Below are 18,566 nucleotides of genomic sequence, written 5' to 3'. Positions count from 1 at the left end.
GAGGGTTAGGCCCCGAAGGGCTTCTTGGCGGCAAACCGGCCGTAGAGCGCCCACACGCCGCCGACGAGCACGGTGATCGGCGCCGAGTATTCCATGGGCGTGTTCGGCACCCCGTTGGTCCAGAGGTCGACCACTTGGGTTGCCGCGCTCATCATGGCGACGAGCGCGCCTTGAGCCACGCGCGACTGGTAGACGGGTTCGGCGTTGGTGGCGTGGATCTCGCGCTGCGCCAGCTCGTCGTTGACGCTCTTGGTCACGATCTCGCGGACCGCGCCCACATCCTTCGGCTCAAGCGAGATACGGGGGTTCGAAGCCACGCGATCGAGCGCTTTGCCGACGACGATCTCGATGACCTTGCCGGCGATCAATCCGCCGAGAAATGACTGCTTCTGTGCCATGGGTCTACCTTTCAGGAGAAGAAGGACAGGATGCGGGCGAACAGCCCGGGCTTCGCCGGCGCGGGCACTGCGGCGGGAGTTGTCTTTTCCAGCGCCGCCCAGGTCGCGGAGCCGGCGACGCCGTCAACCACCAGGCCGCGGGACTTCTGGAATTGCATGAGGGCGGCGTCGGTCTTCGGGCCGCGCACGCCATCGACGTCGACAGGAAAGCCGCTCGCCTTCAGGAGCTCCTGCAGGCGCGCCACGCGCGCATCAGCAACCGGCGCGGCCGGTGCGCCGCGCTTGAAGACGGCGTACCGGTTCGCGAGCTTGGTATCGTAGGAGTTCTTCTTGTAGCCGGGTCCGTTGTAGCCGCGACCAACCGTGTCCCAATCATGGGCGCGCATCGCACCCTTGAGCCCAGCCTTGTCGACATAGCGCAGCATGACCGACACTTGGCCGTCGATCGACGCCCGACAGGTGTTGACCATCTCGGTCACGGAGGCGAAGCCGAGCCATTCCCAATGGGCGCCCATGACCTGACCGCAACCCCATGAGCAGCTTTCGAGAGCTGCCTTGGCATCAATCTCGATCGCACGATGCAGCATCGTCCACCGCGCCGCCTGGCTACTCGGGTTTGCGATCGCGCCGGCGGTGGGCGAGGCGAGGCCTGCGGCCCGAGCCTTTTCCCGCGCTGCGCCGCTCAAGCGCCTGTCGAAATAGTGACCTTCGAAGCGGATCAGCGGCTCATTCCGGCCGTTCACGGTCGCAAAAGGGACGCCATTGCTTTCGACGGCGGCGAGCGCGAGCACGGCAGCCGGCTCGAACCCTGCAGAAGTCGCAGCATTCGTGATGGCATCAATGACAGGCTGGCTGAAGGCGGACATGGTGCGGGCTCCTGTGCCAGCACGTCCTGCGCTTCGCTCGGAGTGTTACCAGAATCGCTTTGGGGGTGAAAGCCCGGCGCCGGCAGATGATTGCCAGCGCCGAAGCTTGATCAACGGTAAATCGGCTCGGGCAGCTTGGCCCGTAGGTCGCGGCCAAGACGCTCGTTTTCGATCAGAACACCGTCTTCCCGCTTGCGGGCATTGCGCTCGCGCACTGCCAGCGACCGTTGCAAGGTGTCGGCGCCGATCGCCATGCTCTTGGTGAGCGGATCTCGGTTGAACCGCTTGATTGCGTCCATCGCATCGCGGCGGCCGTCAGCGTCACCCAGCTTCGCAGCAAGGGCAAAGGCGTTGATGAGCTTTTGCCTCCGCTTGTTCAGCCGCGCTTCCGCGTTGATGAGTGCGCTGTTGCGGTCGTAGGTCTCGGCAACGCTGGCAGGCGTAAAGCCGGAGGCCTGCGCGATGACGTCCCATGCATCGATGTGCTCGGGTGCCATGATCTGGTCGCCGCGCAAGTTCACCAGCCCTTCGTCCATGTAGCGGTAGGCCTTCATCAGATCCCGTGCGAACTTTGGCGTCAGGACCTCCACGCCGCGCGCCGTCTGCCCATCGTTGATGAGCGAGATGCCGCGCCAGGCATCACCGAGCATGCTGACCGACGCACCCAGCGAGTTCATGACCCAATAGTCGAACTCTTCCTTGCCCTGTAGGTCGCGGGTAGGGGAACGGAACCACAGGTCTGGCATGCCGATGCGGCTACTGAGGTCGACGCCGAGATAGTGCCCGGGCACGCCGTTGAGCACGACGCCGCCGAGCTCCGGCCCGAGGATGTCGAGCGCTGCCGCGCGGAACTTCATTTCGAAGTCCATCGGGTCATCATCGTCACCGAAGATCGCGCCCAGCACAGCCATGGCGAGATTGAAGGCGATGACGCCCTTCACGCCAGACATGAGCACCTGCATGCCGACGACGCCGGCGAGCTGGTAGCGCGCTTCCTTCCTGGCTTGCGGGCTCTCGCCCTTGAACGACTGCTGGATGTCCCGACCGACACGATAGAGCATGTTGATGTTGTGCGACCTGAACACCAAGGCGACCTTGGCGAAGTCGTTCTGCATCAACCGTGGCCGCGACGAGTTCGCATAGTCGAAGTGCGTCTTCCATGTGAGGTCATGGGCAGTATCAATGGCATCGGTGACGTTCTGGCCCGCCTCCCGCGCCATGCGGTAGGCCGCCAGAGCCGTCACCTCGCGGTTCCAAACCTCGGCGCGGTGGAACGCCCACGACATCACTGCCATCACCCGGGCCCGCAGCGGCGAGTATTCGACGCCCGTTTCGCCAACGCCGGCGATGTCGTGCGACTGTGTGCGATCGATAAGTCCGCTCTCGTAGAACGCCTCCAGCGCAGCCTGTTCGTCATTGGAGAGGTTCGCACGCGCGACAGAACCTCGTCCGACAACCGAATCGCGCGACGCCTTGAGCATGGCTGTTGCCGCTTTGGCAACGCCGCCGAAGCGGGCGCCGAGGATCGGAATGCCCATCATAGGCGTCTGGGTCATGTTGAGCAGCGCCGACGCCGGCGACGTCGCGAGGTACCAGACGAACGCAGCCGAGGTCATCGTCTGCGCCACCTTGCCACCCGTCGGGTTCATAACCCACTCGTGGCGCCGGCGCAGTTCGTTCGCCAGTGTCATGCCGGCGGTGGTGTCGTCGGAGTTCTTTGCTTGATCGGCGGCCTTGTTCGAGAGCTCCTGCAGCTCGAGCCCATATTTCAGCCGGCCCATCTGGTGGGCGGCGTGGAACATGTGGGACGAGAAGGCGCGCAGCGCGTCGGCATCGAAGCCGGCCGTGCCCTTGCGATGGATGAAGCGCTTGCGCGCCGACAGGTCAGGCATGCTTTCGAGATAGCGCTGCCAAATCTGGTCCATGACGGTCGCATCAACATTGGCGCCGCCAAGAAGCTCCTCGATCTCGGCGACCATGCGCGGGTCCATGGCATTCCGCAATTCGCCGGAGCTTTCCATGACGCCCGTCTCGACTTTGGCAGTCGGGAAGGCCTTTCGCATTTCGACAGCCAAGCGGTCGCGATCGGCCGCACCCTCTCGCCTGGTGAAAGACAGCACTGTGCCGTCGATGTCCCGGACAGTGACGAAGTACCGGCCGAAGCGCGCCAGAGGGAAGTACGGCTCTTCGACGCGGCTCGATTCGAATGCGATGCGCATCTTGGTCATGCGGGCCTTCGCCGACCACTGCGCCCGCATGCGCTCGGCCTTGTAGGCGCGTTCCGCCTCGTCCAGGGCGTCCTTGCGAGCTTCCTTCGAAAGCTTCGGCGCCGAGCTGATCCGGTCGACCTCCTTGCGGTACCGCTCTTCTGCGCGGCGCTGCGCGATTTCCTGCGCCTTGCGCACGTTGTCGAGCAGGATCTCGTCGAGCTCGGCCGCCTGCTGCTTGTAGGCGTCGCGAACTTTGCCAAAGAGTGCGCGACCCGCCGGTGCGAGCTCCTGGAACCGCCTCCGCAGCCCCGGATACTCCGGCTGCCTGGTGTGCTCGCCTTCGGTTTTCGACGGATCGACGCCGGCAAGGGTGGCGTCATGCATCAGATCGGCCAAGGCTTTTGCCTTGTCCTTTCCGAGGCGCACGAACTTGAGCCAATCCTGTGCGACAGTGTCCATTGCCGCATGCTTCTTGCCGCGATAGGCGTCCATCAGCCGTTTGACGCGGAGGTATTCCGGTACCGCGTCCATGTTCGGGCGGGCGAGGTCCGTGAAATAGTTCAGCGGAATCGCCGACAGCAACGATGGCTTGAAGTCGGTCAGCTTGCCCCGCAACTCGTCGACGATGCGCTTCGGGCTGATGGTGCGATCGTTACGATCGGCAGCTATCGAGTATTCGAACTCATCATCAAAGCCATCGCTGTTTTCGAGATATTCCGGCGGCATCGCTTCGGACATGTCGAGGACCGAGACGCGGCTTTCGTCATAGATGACGTAGTTGTACGTGCCGGCGCCGGCATCACGGGAATCGCCATCGAGATAGCGGTGGCCCGGAATGCCTGCACCGCGAAGAGCCTCGGAGGCCGCCTTGTCGGAGCCGAACCCGCCCTCCTGCTCACCAGACATCCACTGATAGACGTCACGGAAGGTCAGATCGCTGGCTTTGCCATCGAACATGTCCGTCGCCACCTGGTCGTAGTCGATGCCGAGGGCGTCGAGCTTCGCTCGCTGTGCCTTGGGCTGCCGCCGCAGCAGGGCATCCCATGTTAACAGTTCGCCATCGTCGGGGATGTCGACGTTGTAGAGGAACCCGCCGTACGTGGCATGGGCCTTCTGGTAGGTTTCAGCGACCGCCTTATCGCCAGCAAAGTATAGCCCCCAACCGAACGTTTGGTTGCCTTCGCCGGAATTGATCGCGTCCATCGAGAACCGACGGAACAGGTGGCGAGTGCCATGCCAAGCGACCTGAAACTCTTTGCCGAATTTCGAAAGCGTGCGGGGCCGCCCAGGTTGCCTGGAAGCGGTCTCGCCGCGGCGTGCCCTGTTGAACACGTCCTCTGCCGTCTGGTACCCACGACCGGCAATGAAGTTGCGAACTCGCCTGATTGCCGCTGCGATGCGGTCCCAGGCTGCACGCAATACCCTGTGCGGCGTGCCGCCGGCGGGCTTACCATCGCTCCCAGCATAGATTGCGAATGCCTCGGCCTCGACTTCCTTAGTCGACATGTCGGCTGCTTGACCTTCACGCCCAGATGACATCGAGACGATGCGACGCAGTCGGCCGATCTCAGCATTGAGCACACTGCGCTCTTGCTCGGTGAGGAAGAAGCGCTGCAGTCGGTGGAAGGCTTCGTGGTAGGCCGAGCGAGGGGTTGCGCTGTCTAGCGCCAGCGTGATGGCGTCTTCAGCCGGCGAATAGTAGCCAGCTGCGGTGGTGGGGGTATTAGTCCCCCAGCCAGGCGCCCCATTCGGCAAGTCGATGCGCTTGCGCCACTGGACGGAGGTAAGTCCGGAAACCTTACGGATAATGCCGGTGATTTCGGAAAGATCAGTGTCCGTGAGACCGCCATTGGAGGCGCCGCCTTCGACGTCGCTCCAGCCTGCCGGTGCTAACTGGCTTTCTTCACCTTCGGGCGAAGGTGCTCGAAGGCCTTTTTGTAGAAGTCGCCGCTCTCGATCTTGTCTTGCCGCAGCAATTCGATCTCGGAGGGCGTCAGCATCTCGGCTGCCGAGGACAACAAGGGCTTCGTCGCCGGTGAGGGCTGCTGGCTCGACGTGGAGTTCTTCTCGGATGGTGTTACCATAGCGCTCCTCCATCAGTCGGACATGCTGCTTCGGTGCGGTCCTTATACCGGAGCGGCTGGCGTTTACAAGAGTTGCAGCCCCCACCACTTCGCCGCCGTTCGCGATGATGTGGTCGGAAAGCTCGGCCAGCGTGCCGCCCATGACGGTCACGTCGTCGACAAGGACATACTTTCTGCCCCGCAGGACCGGCCCGCCGAAGCGGGGTCGGCCAAGCAGGCGGTCCATCGGCCGTGCTCCAGTATGGAACGCGCGATTGACTTGAAGGATGCGCTGGTCGGCTTCTGCGCCCGTCGCGGCCGCAAGGAAGTGTGCAAACGCATGAGGGATGGCGTTCTTGCCCGATGCCTCGACGGCATGCGGAGCGACAAAAATGACGTCGCTGCCGAACGCCGCCGCGAACCGGTCAAAGGCATCCCCGTCGATGAGGTCGGAGACCAGCCGAACCGCAGCGCTTCGATCACCGCCCTTGGCCGCCTTGTAGTCGCGATGTGCCTTGATCGCATCATCGGCCGGGAAGATCGACAGGACCTTGAAGTTCTTCGATGGCAGGCCGCTTTGCCGGCGCGCACCAGATGCGATGGAATATTCACGCGCGCCGTCGGCGCCGTCCGACTTTGTGGCCAGCTTCGGCGCCGTGAACAGCCGCTGTTCATAGACTTCCATGCCCTGGGCATCGCGGGCTTCGGTATAGGGGATGGCAACAGTGCCGGCGTCGTCATCGGCGAGCACATACCAGCCGTCGTCGGTCCACCGATGCCCGGTCACGATGAAGGGCTTGCCCTTCCACTGGATCGGGGTTTCCACCGGAGCACCGCTGCGGAGCCAGTAGGGCGGTGCAACCGGGTTGGCCTCGATATCTGCCTCAAGGTCAGCGAGTTGCCTTTCGACGGACGTCAGCTGGTCTGCCAGATGGAAGGGTTCACCGGCCGCCACACGCATGCGCTCGACAGTGCCGCGATCCCGCTCGATGTCCGACACCAGGTCCTGCTCGGCGGTGAGAACCTTACGGATGTTGCCGGCGAGGCTCGCCAAGCTCGGGCCACGGCTCTCGAATGTCTCGCCTTCGATCGACAGGGAGACGAACGGGTCTTTGAAATCCCAGCCACCGTTCAGCACGTAGCCGCCATAGCGGCCGATGGCGCGGTTCTGCCCCATGCGCATCTGCTGCGGCAGCTCCTCCTTGAGGTAAGCGCTGGCGTCGGCAAAGGTGTCGAACTCCTTGCCGAAAATCGTCGCGCGGAACGTCTCGCCCCGCTGCTGGTCAAGCAGAGCGGTGGCCTTTGCCACCACTCCACCGTCTCGGAGCTTGGCAAGACGCTTCTCGTTGTCGGCGATGCCCTCCGATGTGCGACGCGCCTGCCGGCTTGCGTCGGCCTTGCCCTGCGTGTGGATCCGCTCGCGGCTCTGCAGCTGCTCCAGCTTCTTTTTGTACTTCTCGCGCAGCAGCACGCGAGGATCACCGGCGGCGTCCGCGAAGGTGCTGATGATGTCGCTCTGCTCGTCGCTGGCGGCGTCGCCTTCGATGACACGGACGTCGCCCTTCGACTTCATGAAGTCGGTGATGAAGCGCTGCTTGATGGCCAGTACCTGCCAACGGCGGCCGTCGAGCCGATCGGTCAGGTAACGGTACTCGTCAACGGTGTTCCACTGGTTGCCCTGGCGATGGCCGCGTCCATTGCGCTGTTCGAGCTCTCCGGGCATCCACGGGGCGTCCATGTGGTGCATGGCGCGGAGGTTCCGCTGCATGTTGACGCCGACGCCCAGCGAATCGGTGGAGCCGAACACGATGCGGATGTCGCCACGGTTCATCGCATCGGCGATTTCCTTTCGCTTGTCCTTGGATGTGGCGCCGGTGACGGTAGCAATCTGGTCGCGCGGGATGCCCGCCTGAACCAGGCGCTCGACCATGTCGGCCAGGGTCGAGAATGCCTTGTAGCTGACGGGGCGTTTCTCCCCGGCCGGCCCTTCCGAGCGCGTGACGCTCTTTGCCATGCCCTGTTCCATGAACACGACCTGGTTGGCCTGCGGGTGGGAGCGGTAGATATCGATCAGCCTGGCAACCACACGTGCCGGCTTGCTCGATGGATGAGGCTCCATCTCGCGCGTGCCTTCAAGACCGGCATTCTCGATCGCGTTGACAAGACGGACGTCGAAGGACGCCTTCTCCGCGATCTGGTCATGGATGATCGGGACCTCTGGCGCGCCGGCCGCCATCGCGTCCTTGCGCTCCTTCTTCCCCATGTTGCGCCATTTCTTGGCGAGCAACTGCACGCGCTCGAAAACGGCCGTCTGTTCGGCCGACATGTCGGCGGACATGTTGACGACGCGCTTGTACGGGCGGTCGGCTGCGTTCTCGGTGCGGCCGTGCAGCAGCTCTGCGCGCTCGGCCTCGGTAAGCGACGGGTCGGAGAGGGTTTTGCCGTTGATGCGGCGCGGCTGCATCTCCGGCATGTCATCGGCGAACACCACGTCCATGTACTGGCCGATCATCCGGCGCAGCTCGGGAACGTTGATGAATGCCTGCAGGCGGACGACGGTCTCGTACTCGTTGGTCGAGCTCAACTCGACGTCTTCGACCTCGCGGGCGAAGGAGCCGAACCAGCCGTCCCAATCGGCCAGCGACACGCTCTCCATCTCCTCGAGCATCATGTACCGCATCATGTGGAACACCTCGGTCATGGTGTTCGTGATGGGGGTGCCCGTGAACAGATGGACGTTGCCGCCACCATTCATGGCGCGGGTGTAGCGGGTGATGAACGCCATGGCGACGGAGCGGTTGGAGACCTGCGTCTGCAGGCCCTTCATCGACATCTTCGTCGCCATCGGCGGTTTCTTGAACTCATGGGCCTCGTCGACAAGCACCATGTCGACACCGAGATCCTCGAACGAGATCGAGTCGGCGCGGCTGGACTGCTGGGCCAGCTTCTTGATCGTCTCGACGATGCGGAAGCGCTGCTTCACCAACTGCTTGGCGGTGACCGAACGGAGCTTTTTAGCCTCCTCGGGGTCATCCAGCATCGCGTCCTTGATCTCGACGCCATCCTCTTCGGCCGCCTCACGCGCTGCGGCTTCCAGGTCGGCGAGGTCCTGCTGGGCCATGTCCATCAGCGTTTCCTCGCGGAAACCGATGCGGTCGATCAGCGAGTGAGGCAGAACAACGGCGTCCCAATCGTCGTTGGCGATCTGCATCATGCGGACCTTGATGTTCTCCTTGGACAGGTTGTCGACGTAGAGGACCTTGGCAGACGGATACATCTGCTGGATCTCGTCGGCGACCGACTTGGAGTTGGCGTTGTGCGCGAACAGCATCGGCTTCTTGGCGATGCCATAACGCCGGCTCTCGACGGCGATGCCGCCCATCGTGAAGGTCTTGCCGGTACCGACCTCATGTGCATTGAGGCTCTTGCGGGTGACCAGCGCACGCCAGATTGCGTTGACCTGGTGTTCGCGCAGATTGAAAGGCCCGCGGCCGAGCGACAGTGCCATGCCCTGGAAGCCAAGGAACGAACCGTCGAACTTCGGCGTGGCATAGGAGTTGCGCGTCTCGTTGTACTCGCGCTCCAGGTCGGTGCGCCGCTCCGGGTCGCTCCAGAGCCATTCGGCAAACTTGAGCCGGATCTCGGCGATGCGACCATTCGCTTCGGCGGTGGCCGCTCGATCGACATACTCGTTGCCGTCGGAATCCTTGCGCTTGACGTTGATGGTCTGGTTGGCGATCGCCGCGCGGACCAGTCGCTTGAACTTAACCTCCGTCGTGCCGAAACCGGCATTGGCTTCCGGCCGGTGGTTGAACTCGGACGGGAACTCGATCGACCAAGCGCCTGCCTGAAACGCGACCTTGATCGCCGCTGAGCTATCGAGCCCCAGCATGTGCGCCACATAGTCGGCATAGGCCGCAGGGGTTACCCACGTCGCGCCGAATTGGGTCTCGATCTTGTAGTAGGGGATGTCCGCCGGCACGGCCGCTTCCAGCGCCGTGACGTTGCGCTGCATGGCCTGGTTGCCATCGGCCAACGCGGCACGGGCTTGCCGCAGCTTTTCCCGCACGTTGCCGGAAAGGTAGCTGTCAGCCGGAACGAATGCTCCCGCCGGCGTCTCGAACGCGGCGCCGGCGTCGATCAGTGACGACTTTGCCTCGGCGACGGTAACCTTCGCCAGTTCGGCGATCCGATCGGCCGTGGGACTAACTGCCTCGTTGCGGGCGAGCACGAAGGCGTCGGCGACGGAGGGGTTCTCCATGCGCTTGACGCCGCGCATCGTGCTTTCCGTCAGGATTGCTGCAGGCCGGAAGGTGACCTTGCCCTTGGTCTCTACCCGCGATTCCAACGCCGCGAGGGCAGGATAGAACGGGTCATCGATCTTGCGCAGGTAGGTGAGGCCGAAGCTTTCCGACAGGCTGCCGTGATCCTGCTTGAACGCCTCGTAGGCCTTGCGCAGCGCCTTACGATCGCTGTTGGCGTCACCAGCGCGCTCTGCGTCGATCAACGAACCATAGAGCTTGCGCATGTCGACCAGGGCCGACAGCTGTGCCTCGCGCTTGGCCGTCGCATCAGCGCTTGCCAGGCGGTACTTCATGACGTCGTTGGCAGGGGCAAGGAACTCGCCCTGCACGACGAACAGACCATCCTTGGTCTTGGTCAGCGAGTTGGTGCGATCGGAGGTGTGGTTGGCGACGTAAGCCAGCTGCTTGGCCTGCTCGCCGCCCGAGTAGGCGCGCTCAGGAACCATTTCCACGACGCGGCGGAGCTCGGCCATCATGTCGGCCGGGCGATGTACCACGAGGCCTGGCCGGAACGATGTCGTGCCTGAGCCGTAGTCGATCTCCCCGATGACGTGGTGAGGATTGGCATGGAAATACTCGTTCACCACGACGTCGGTGCCCGATCGGGTCGCGTGCGGCTTCGCGGTGATCCACCCTTCCTTGGCGACGACGCCAAGCGGCTCGGCGCGCTTGCGCAGGATGAGGATGTCGGTCACGACCTTCGTGCCCGCATATTCCTCGAAAGCACCCGTAGGAAGCCGGAAGGCGGCGACGAGCTCGGCCTTCTTGGCCATCTCCATGCGGATGGCGGGCGCCTGCTTGTCCATGGTGCCCTTGGTAGTGATGCCGACCACCAGACCGCCGGGCCGCACCTGGTCGATCGCCTTCAGGAAGAAGTAATCATGCAGGAGCGGTGACAGGCGGTTGTAGCGCCGATCGGCCGGCGAAAAGTCGGCAAACGGCCAATTGCCGATGACCAGGTCATAGAAGCCATCCGGCGTCTGCGACTGCTCGAAACCTTTGATCTGGATGCTGGCCGAGGGATACAGCATCTGGGCCATAGACCCCGTCACAGGGTCGAGCTCGATGCCGGCGCGGTGGCTGCGCGCCGCCATGTCGGCCGGCATCATTCCGAAGAAATTGCCAATGCCTATCGACGGTTCAAGCACGCGGCCGCCGGTGAAGCCCATCCGGCGCACCATGTCCCACATGGCGAGCACGGTCGGTGGATCGGTATAGTGGGCATTGATGATGGAGCGCTGCATGCCCTCCCACTCATCCTTGCCCAGATTGTCACGGAGCCATTGGTCGCGCGCTTCCCAGCCTTCCTTCGGGCGCGAACGGTCCCATGAGCCCTGAAACAGTTCCTGACCGAAGCTACCCCAGCCGGTGTAGCCGGCGAGCACTTCCTGTTCCTCGCGCGTCGGCTTGCGGCCAGCGTCAACGAGCTCGTTGCGGAGCTCGATCGCAGCCTTGTTTTTGTTGAAGCGCGCTACCTGGCCGCCGCCGACGACGCGCAGCGGGTCATCGATGACGAAGTCGCCCGGGCCGGCGTTAGCCGGGCTGACGGTGTCAGGTGCCTTGGTTAGTTCAGGCGGGCTTGCCGGTGCTCGGCCACCATCCGCCGGCTCTCCGCCAGCACCTGGTCGAGCTCCTGCCACACGCTGCTTGCGCTGTCGGTCGCCTCGGGTTCGAGCATCAGGTGCTCGCGTTCCGCCATCTCGCGGGCGTCCGTCACCGGCATCCCCGAGCGCATCAGCTCGTCCTGCCGATCCCACATCCTCTGCTGCGAAACGAAAGCTAGCCTGTCCGTCAGGTTCAGCTTCTGCAGGCGCGCCCACATCTCGGGGCTTTCGCGCTGCCACGTTGCCAGTATCTGCTGATGTAGCGCCTTGTTGTGCAGCCGGCTCTCGTCCCGAACCATCGCGCGATAGTCCAGCTCGACCTGCTTCAGGAACGCCTTGCTCAACTTGTTCTCGTCCATCGGACGACGCCTCCGCAGCTACAGGGCGCTTTACAGCGCCTTCGTTCATCTTATCAGCATCTTTGCCGGCGGCCATCCCTTCGGCGTGTTCGCGCGCCGAATCCTCGGACGAGGTCATGCCGGTGGTGTCGAGCCCAGGGTAATGGCGTGCGCCCTCCCAGAACGACAGCAGGTACGGCCGGACACCTGTTCCGAAGTCGTCGACCATGTGCTTGGCGAAATCGCCGAACTTTCGGACCCCAGCCTCGATGTAGGCGCCTGCGATGGTCATGCCGTCGATGAGCACCTCGGGGTCGATACCCGAGTTCGCCTGGTTCATCTTCGCCTTGAGGCGGGCGCGGGCTGCTTCCACCTTGTCGGCTGTGAACAGCTTGTTCTCCGCGAACAGCTGATCGATCTTTTCGGCGACTCGAGGTCCCTTGGCCTTCTCGATCACCTTGCCGGGCTTTGAATTTGCCGGCAGCAGCCCACGGATGGCATCGTTGGCCGCGTCATCATCGAGATCGATATAGTAGGGATCTTCGACAGCCGTGGTGATCTGAGCCGGTGTGACACCCGCATCGATGGCGCGGCCGATCAGTTCCTTGTCGAGACGGTCGAACTTGTTGGAAACGGCCATAGCGGCATGGTCATGCGCATTGTTGGCCATGAAGAAGCCATAGGAGAACCCTTCTGGCGTTTCGCTGCGGGCATTCTTCGTGGCCAGCGACTTTCCGCCATACTGGCTGTGCATCTTGGAGCCTTCGGTCGGCTCCACCGGCGCAATCGGGAGATCCGCGTTGAAGCGTCCCCAAATCAGCGTCTTCTTGGTGTAGGTGTCGCCCAGGTGGAAGGGGTCGAACGCCAAGCGCCAGTTGGGCAGCCCGCCGAGCTCCGCGATCCGGCCGACGGGATTTTCGAGTGCCCAAACGGCCGGCTTGAAATACTCGATGACGCGCAGGGTCTGATGCACAAGCTTGACGCTGGCGACAGTACGGCCGTCGGCGTCCTTGGCCGCGAAATGTAGGGCACCTGAAGACGCGAAGTCTGTGCAGGGGCACGCGGCGAGCACGGCATAGATGTCCATGCCATCGAAATCGCCAAACCAATCGCCGAAGAACTCTGTCGAGAAGTTGTTGACGTCGCCAACGGTCGGATCGTCCTGAATGTCGAAGCGGAAGACCTGATAGCCTGCTTCTTCCCAGGGCTTGGACCATTCGCCAGAAAGGTCGAACAGCGACAGCACAACTTTCTGGCTGTTTGCGCCCCGAATGGCAGGATCTTTCCCCTGAGCCTGGGCATGCGCCTTCCAATTGGCAATCTTGGCCTTTGCCTCGGCTGGTGTCATCCAGCCGAGTTCGCGATGATAAACCCGCTTGCCGTTGGTTGACCGCTCGGTCACGCCGGCCTTCTTGGCGAGGCGCACAACATCGCCCTTCGCCGGCTGCTGGAAGATGTTCGACACAGGGTGGTCGCCCTGCATCATGTCTGCCTGGACGTCCTTGAACTCCTTGACGATCTGGCCGAGCTCGCGGTCATCGACGCCAAGTTGCGTGTGCTCAGGCGCGGTCGCGTTCGGGAGCGGTGAGGGCGCCTGCTCGCGCTCCCTCTTCCTCTCGAGGATGTTCACCTGGTCCGGAGACAAGGCGATGTAGCTGTCGCCGCCCTGCTCGGTGCTGTTGGCATAGACGATGCCGTCATAGCCCTTTGCCGCAAGCTTCTTGGCCGCCCATTCACGGTCAATGACCTCGTTCTCGGCCGCCGTCGCTTCTGCCGCGTCCAGCACACCAGCATCCTTGAGCGCCGCTACCACATTCGCAGGCGACCAAGTGCCAAGATCAGGCAGGCGCAACGGCTTGCGAATGTCGACGCGGGCGCCGACAACGATGCGCGGCGCGGCCCCGACCTGATCCAGGCGCGCCCGTGCCGTCTCGGCGCTGCCGAAATGAAAACCGATATCATCCGAGCGCTCGAAGCGATCGAAGTCCTGATCGGTGCCATGGTAGAGCACCGCCGGCGGCGCGGCCTCACCGGTTGCACCGGGTGCGGAAAAGGCCATACGGATGGCATCGGCGAGCGCCTTGCCCTTCACGACAGGCTTTAGGGCCGCGCCATTGGTACCGGGCATGGTCACATGCAGCGCCTTCCCGCGAGCCGTGGCCATCACCCGATCGAAACTGGCCCCAGCAACGGCCGCGCCGGCGGTCGCCCCGAATGCCGCCAGCAGCTCCCCATTCGTGGCATCGGCCCTTACGAGCTTGGCGAAGCGGTCGCCGTGACCGCCAACCTCGATGACCGCGCGCGCTGCAGACGCCAGCGTCTGTTCGCGGGTAGGCTCGGGCGATGACGGTTCTACCGTCGGTGCAACACGTCCATCGCGGCGCGCGAACGGCGCACGGGTGTCGCCGTCGGCAAGCCAGCCCTTGAATGCGCCGAGGGTGGTGGGGGTGATGTCGCGCAGGCCGGTCCAGCCAGGCGTGTAGTTCTCCATGTAGGCGTTGCGCGCCTCATCGACCGTTTCGAAGCCGAGCATCACTTTGTGCTCGTCGAACCGGCCGCTTTTCTGCTGCTGATCGACAACGAACACGGGCGCATCGTCGCCGAGCTCCGCAGCGACGCCCGGCTTGATGAAGGTGTCGATGTGATCTTTGTCGCGGCCGACAGTCCCCTTGAAGTAGCCGTAGTGGCTTTTCATGGTGATCGACCAGGGTTTGCCGTCGGCGTCGCTGCCAGAGCGCTCCGAGCCTGCCGGGTTCTCGATCGAGACGTTCAGGCCGCCGACGCGCGCGTGACCCTTGGCATAGTTGCCGGCTTCCTTCTGCGCTGCCGTGGGCTCGGGCCGGTCATTTGTCGGAGACGTGGCCGCGTTCTGCGCGGCGGTGTCGACCACGGATGCGGCGGCCGCAATCCGAGCATCGCTGATCTTCTTGCGGATGTTGGCCGGGAAGTCCGCCCAGCGCGTCTTCTCAGAACGCTTGACGCCGGCAGCTGCCAGAGCAGCCTTGCGCGCATCAGCATCGAGAGTGGTGTCCCACCACTCCGGGCCTTCATCTGTCGTTGATGCGGCCGGTGGTGCGTCCATAGCGACGACGCCGTCGGCCGCCGCGGCGAACAGATCATTGGCCGGGCCACCATCGCCCTTGCTGCGTTCACCCTGCCACTGCTTGAGGCGTTTCGGGTTGACCGCATGCATCTTCACGGGAAGGTCGGAGCGAGCCTCCTTACCAGCGCGCTCGACGCGATAGCGATAGTCATCAGCCATCTGGCCGAGCGCCTCAGGCGTGACACCGAACTGGTCAGCAAGGGCGCGCTGTTCGGGTTCGCGCGCTCGATCGAGATCCAACTGCGACGTGCCAAGAAGCCGCTTCGATTCCATGCGCGCCTTGCCCAGGTCGTATAGGCGGGCGTGGCGATCATCGGGCATGTCGACGGTGTGCTTGCCGACGCGCCGGGCAGTGCCTTCCAGCGATACCGGGTCACGCTCCACAGGCGGGTTGCGCCGAAGGTCCTCGGCTTCAACCTGCTTTTTCGACTGATTGCTGACGAAGAGGTGATCGAGCGATACCTGCAGGGCCTGGCCGTCGTCGTTGACGACTAGCGCCTCAGTCGCACCTTCCTCGTAACTCTCGATGCGGGCGGCAAAGCGCTCGATCCCGGGCGCATCGACGATGATGCGGTTGCCAGGCTTCGGTGCACCAAGGAAGCGCTCAAGGATCGGCTTCTGTTGGTCCGCCGGCGGGAGCTCCGAATTGACCCTCTCGACGGTTGCGTCGGCCGGCTCAAGGGCTGGGTCGTTGGGGTCGATCTCGACCGGATTGTCGGCCGACCGGATGACGTTGGCAGCGGTTTCCGGCCCCATCTCGCGGATGGCCTGGTTGTCATAGCCAAGCTGACCGAGACGGTCGCGCATGCCACGGGTGATCACCGACGGCGCCGCCGGCGCCGATCGCGCGGGCGCGTCGGCAATCTGGGTCAGGTTGCCGATCGGGACCTGATAGACCTCACCGCTGGCGGCGTCGAACAGGATGGCTTCGTTTCCATCGTATCCGTCAATGCGGCCCATGAAGGGGTCGATGCCCTCGGCGTCGACACGGACAGTCGCGCCAATCTCGAACGCGCCTTCGGGTATCGCGGCTGCCTTCTGGGAAGCTGCGGTGGATGGCGCCGCCTGTTGCGGTTGCTGCGCGAGAAGCTGCTCGCCGATTACGCGTTGGGAGCCGTCCCCCAGAACAACACGGCGCATGCCAGCTGGCACGCCATTCTGGTCTGGCGCCATTTGCGCCGACTGGCCGTGCAGTTCGCCGGCGCCCATGTCGCCGACAGCGGGGTCATTGATCGTGAACCTTACGCGCGCGGCCGCCTGACGCTCACCATGCTCCAGCGCGTTCGCCAACGGCCCCTTCTTCGGTTGAGGAACGGGCTCGGCGGCATTCAGTTCGCCGGCGTCGACGGGTGCGGGAGCATCAGCACGCTTGGAAGCTGCGCCGGCGGCCGCGCCTGGCACGCCGCCACCCAGCGCGCCGAGCACGAAATCCCCAAAGGTGCCTTCGGTGACAGAGACGTCGGTACCAGCGCCGGAATTCACGCCGGAACGGGTAGCGATTGTCTCGGCCGCCTCCTGCGCGCCCTCTTCAAGGCCCGAAAGCGCCGCGCGGCCGCTAATGCGGGCGGCGATGTTCTTCCCGGCGAGAACTGCGGTACCGGGATCAACCAACTTGCCAGTCGCTGCGCCGCCGAATGCCGATACGGGCGCGGTGTAGATGAAGGCCATCTTCGCCGCTGCTTCCTTGGTTGCATCCAAGGCTTGCTCTGGCGTGCGGCCTGCGGCGATCTGCTCGCGATAGTAGGCCGATTCCTTCTCAAGCTTGCCGGGCTCGGCAGCCATGGCGTCTACGATATCGCGGGCGGATTGATCGGCCGCACCACCGCCCTGCAGGCCGCCGACTAGTGCGCCGCCGGCCGGGCCCGCCACGACAGCAGCCGCCAGCACCGGCGCCATCGAGCCAAGCACATCGAGGCCGAGCGCGGTGTATCCGACCAAGCTCGGGTTTTCGCCCAGCGTCCAGGTCGAGGGCGAAAACAAGTCGCCGCCCGGTTGCGACTGCTCAAACGCTTCACGGGTCGCGGCTGACATGCCTTGCTGCACGCCTTCGCCGTACTTGGCAATCCAATCGGCCGGCACGTTCAGTGGGTTGCCGGGCTGGAAGTCGGTACCGAAAATGGGATTGATGACATGCTCAACCCAATTGCCGCCGACCAGGTTGGCCAGCGCGCCGACGCCGCGCACGATGTGTCCAGCGCCCTTGATGACGCCGCCGCCGCCGATGCGCGCCATATCCTCGACCATGCCAGGCTGATCGGCCTGCCACTGCTGCTGCCACTGCTCAAGGTTGCCTTCATCAACGATCTGGTAGCGCCCGGGCTCTTTCGCCTCGAGCTCCTTCCATGCCGCCTCGGCGGCGTCGCCCGTATCGGCCGGTGCGACTTGAGCTGCTTGCTGCTCGATCGGCGCAGCAGCGGCTGCGGAGAACGGATTATCCGACCCTGCATAAAGCCCCATTGGGTCGACGGTCTTGAAATCCTCGGCGACGACGATGCGACCGTCTTCACGCTTGGCTGCCGGCCGCTCGGGCTCGTGGCCGCTGGCCATGCGCTGGAACCATTCCGGCGCCTTGCCGAGGCGCTTATTGGTCCGGTCGTACATGAACCAGGGCGAGCCATCGCCGGTCTGATCCTTCATGTCGACGTGCAGCATGTCGGGGGTGTTCTTGTAGATGCCGAAGCGCTTGACGCCCTTGTCCTTGAGCAAGGACACGAGCTGCATACGCTCTTCCTCGTTCATCCCTTTCATCGAAATGTCGGAGGCGCTGTGGCGCGAGTGCTCGCCGGGACCGCCGGCCTTAGCGGCTTCAACAGGATGGGTGGGCGCGCGATAGCCAGAGGTGATGGTGAAGTCGCGCCCCATCAGTCCGGAGACATCTGAAAGGATCGACTGAAATTCAGGGTTCAGCTTGTCCTGGCCCTTGTGGACGAAGTGCAGATTGCCGCCGGCGCCGGTGGGCATGACGGGTTCCGGCGGTGCCAGGCGCGCGAGACCTTTGGCGTCGGGGTTCCCAGCGACACGTTCGCTCGACCGTTCGCTCGCAATCCTGTCCACTGCGCCGGTGATCATGTCGTCGCCATAGGCTGACGACGCGCCACCGTGTTCCTGGGTGACGAGCGCGCGCATAAACTTCTGCGCTTGTTCCGGCTTGTCGAGTTGCAGGTCCTCGTCGGGGCTGACCCCCATCATCCCAGCGATATTGGCCGCCGCCTGAGTATTGCCTGGCGTCCAGCCCCCATCGCCTGCGATGAGATCGTTGGCCGTCTTCTGTCCGCGATCGTACTTGTTGCGCGCCAGCTTGACGGCGGCGCGCATGCCCATTTCGGGGCTGTCGAACACCGCCTGGGGGTCGCCTTGATCCGTGTTTTCGGACGGACCAACAAGGCCTTCCCACTGCACGTCCTGTGCAAACTTGATGTTGCCGGGGTTGTTGTTCCGCATGCCGGCGGGCAACCGATCAGCGCCGGTTTCTGTCGTCGGCGTCGGCCGATCGGCTGCCGGCGGCGTGGTCGTGGAAGCCGTGTCGGCAGGCTTGGCAGCCGGCTGCATCAAGCCCGGGGCTCCAGAGTAGAGCCCCATCGGATCATTCAGCTTGAACTCGGAATCGGAACCAAGACCAACGACGATTGGCGGCATGAACGTGCATCCCTCAGACAAGGTGGGATCGCACGTCCTGCGCG

Annotated in this window: 3 protein-coding genes; all 3 read right to left on the bottom strand. The window is 63.9% G+C overall.

Going from position 1 to position 18,566, the window contains the following annotated elements; all coding sequences use genetic code 11:
- Window positions 1-5 precede the first annotated feature (5 nt).
- Window positions 6-398, bottom strand: a complete 393-nt coding sequence (locus tag H5P29_RS00905; protein ID WP_154384636.1) for a hypothetical protein — start codon at window positions 396-398, stop codon at window positions 6-8.
- A gap of 11 nt (window positions 399-409) precedes the next feature.
- Window positions 410-1,264, bottom strand: coding sequence for an N-acetylmuramidase domain-containing protein (locus H5P29_RS00900; protein WP_154384637.1), 855 nt, complete (start codon window positions 1,262-1,264; stop codon window positions 410-412).
- 110 nt (window positions 1,265-1,374) lie between these two features.
- Window positions 1,375-18,522, bottom strand: coding sequence for a PLxRFG domain-containing protein (locus H5P29_RS00895; protein WP_154384638.1), 17,148 nt, complete (start codon window positions 18,520-18,522; stop codon window positions 1,375-1,377).
- Between the last annotated feature and the right edge of the window lie 44 nt (window positions 18,523-18,566).

The organism is Aminobacter sp. MDW-2, assembly GCF_014250155.1.
GTDB classification, from domain to species: domain Bacteria; phylum Pseudomonadota; class Alphaproteobacteria; order Rhizobiales; family Rhizobiaceae; genus Aminobacter; species Aminobacter ciceronei.
The sequence above is the reverse complement of the archived record's forward strand: the minus strand, read 5'-3'. Positions and strand labels throughout refer to the sequence as shown.

Coding starts and splice junctions, on each gene's coding strand:
- H5P29_RS00905 (WP_154384636.1), bottom strand. CDS start 398: ATGGCACAGAAGCAGTCATTTCTCGGCGGATTGATCGCCGGCAAGGTC.
- H5P29_RS00900 (WP_154384637.1), bottom strand. CDS start 1,264: ATGTCCGCCTTCAGCCAGCCTGTCATTGATGCCATCACGAATGCTGCG.
- H5P29_RS00895 (WP_154384638.1), bottom strand. CDS start 18,522: ATGCCGCCAATCGTCGTTGGTCTTGGTTCCGATTCCGAGTTCAAGCTG.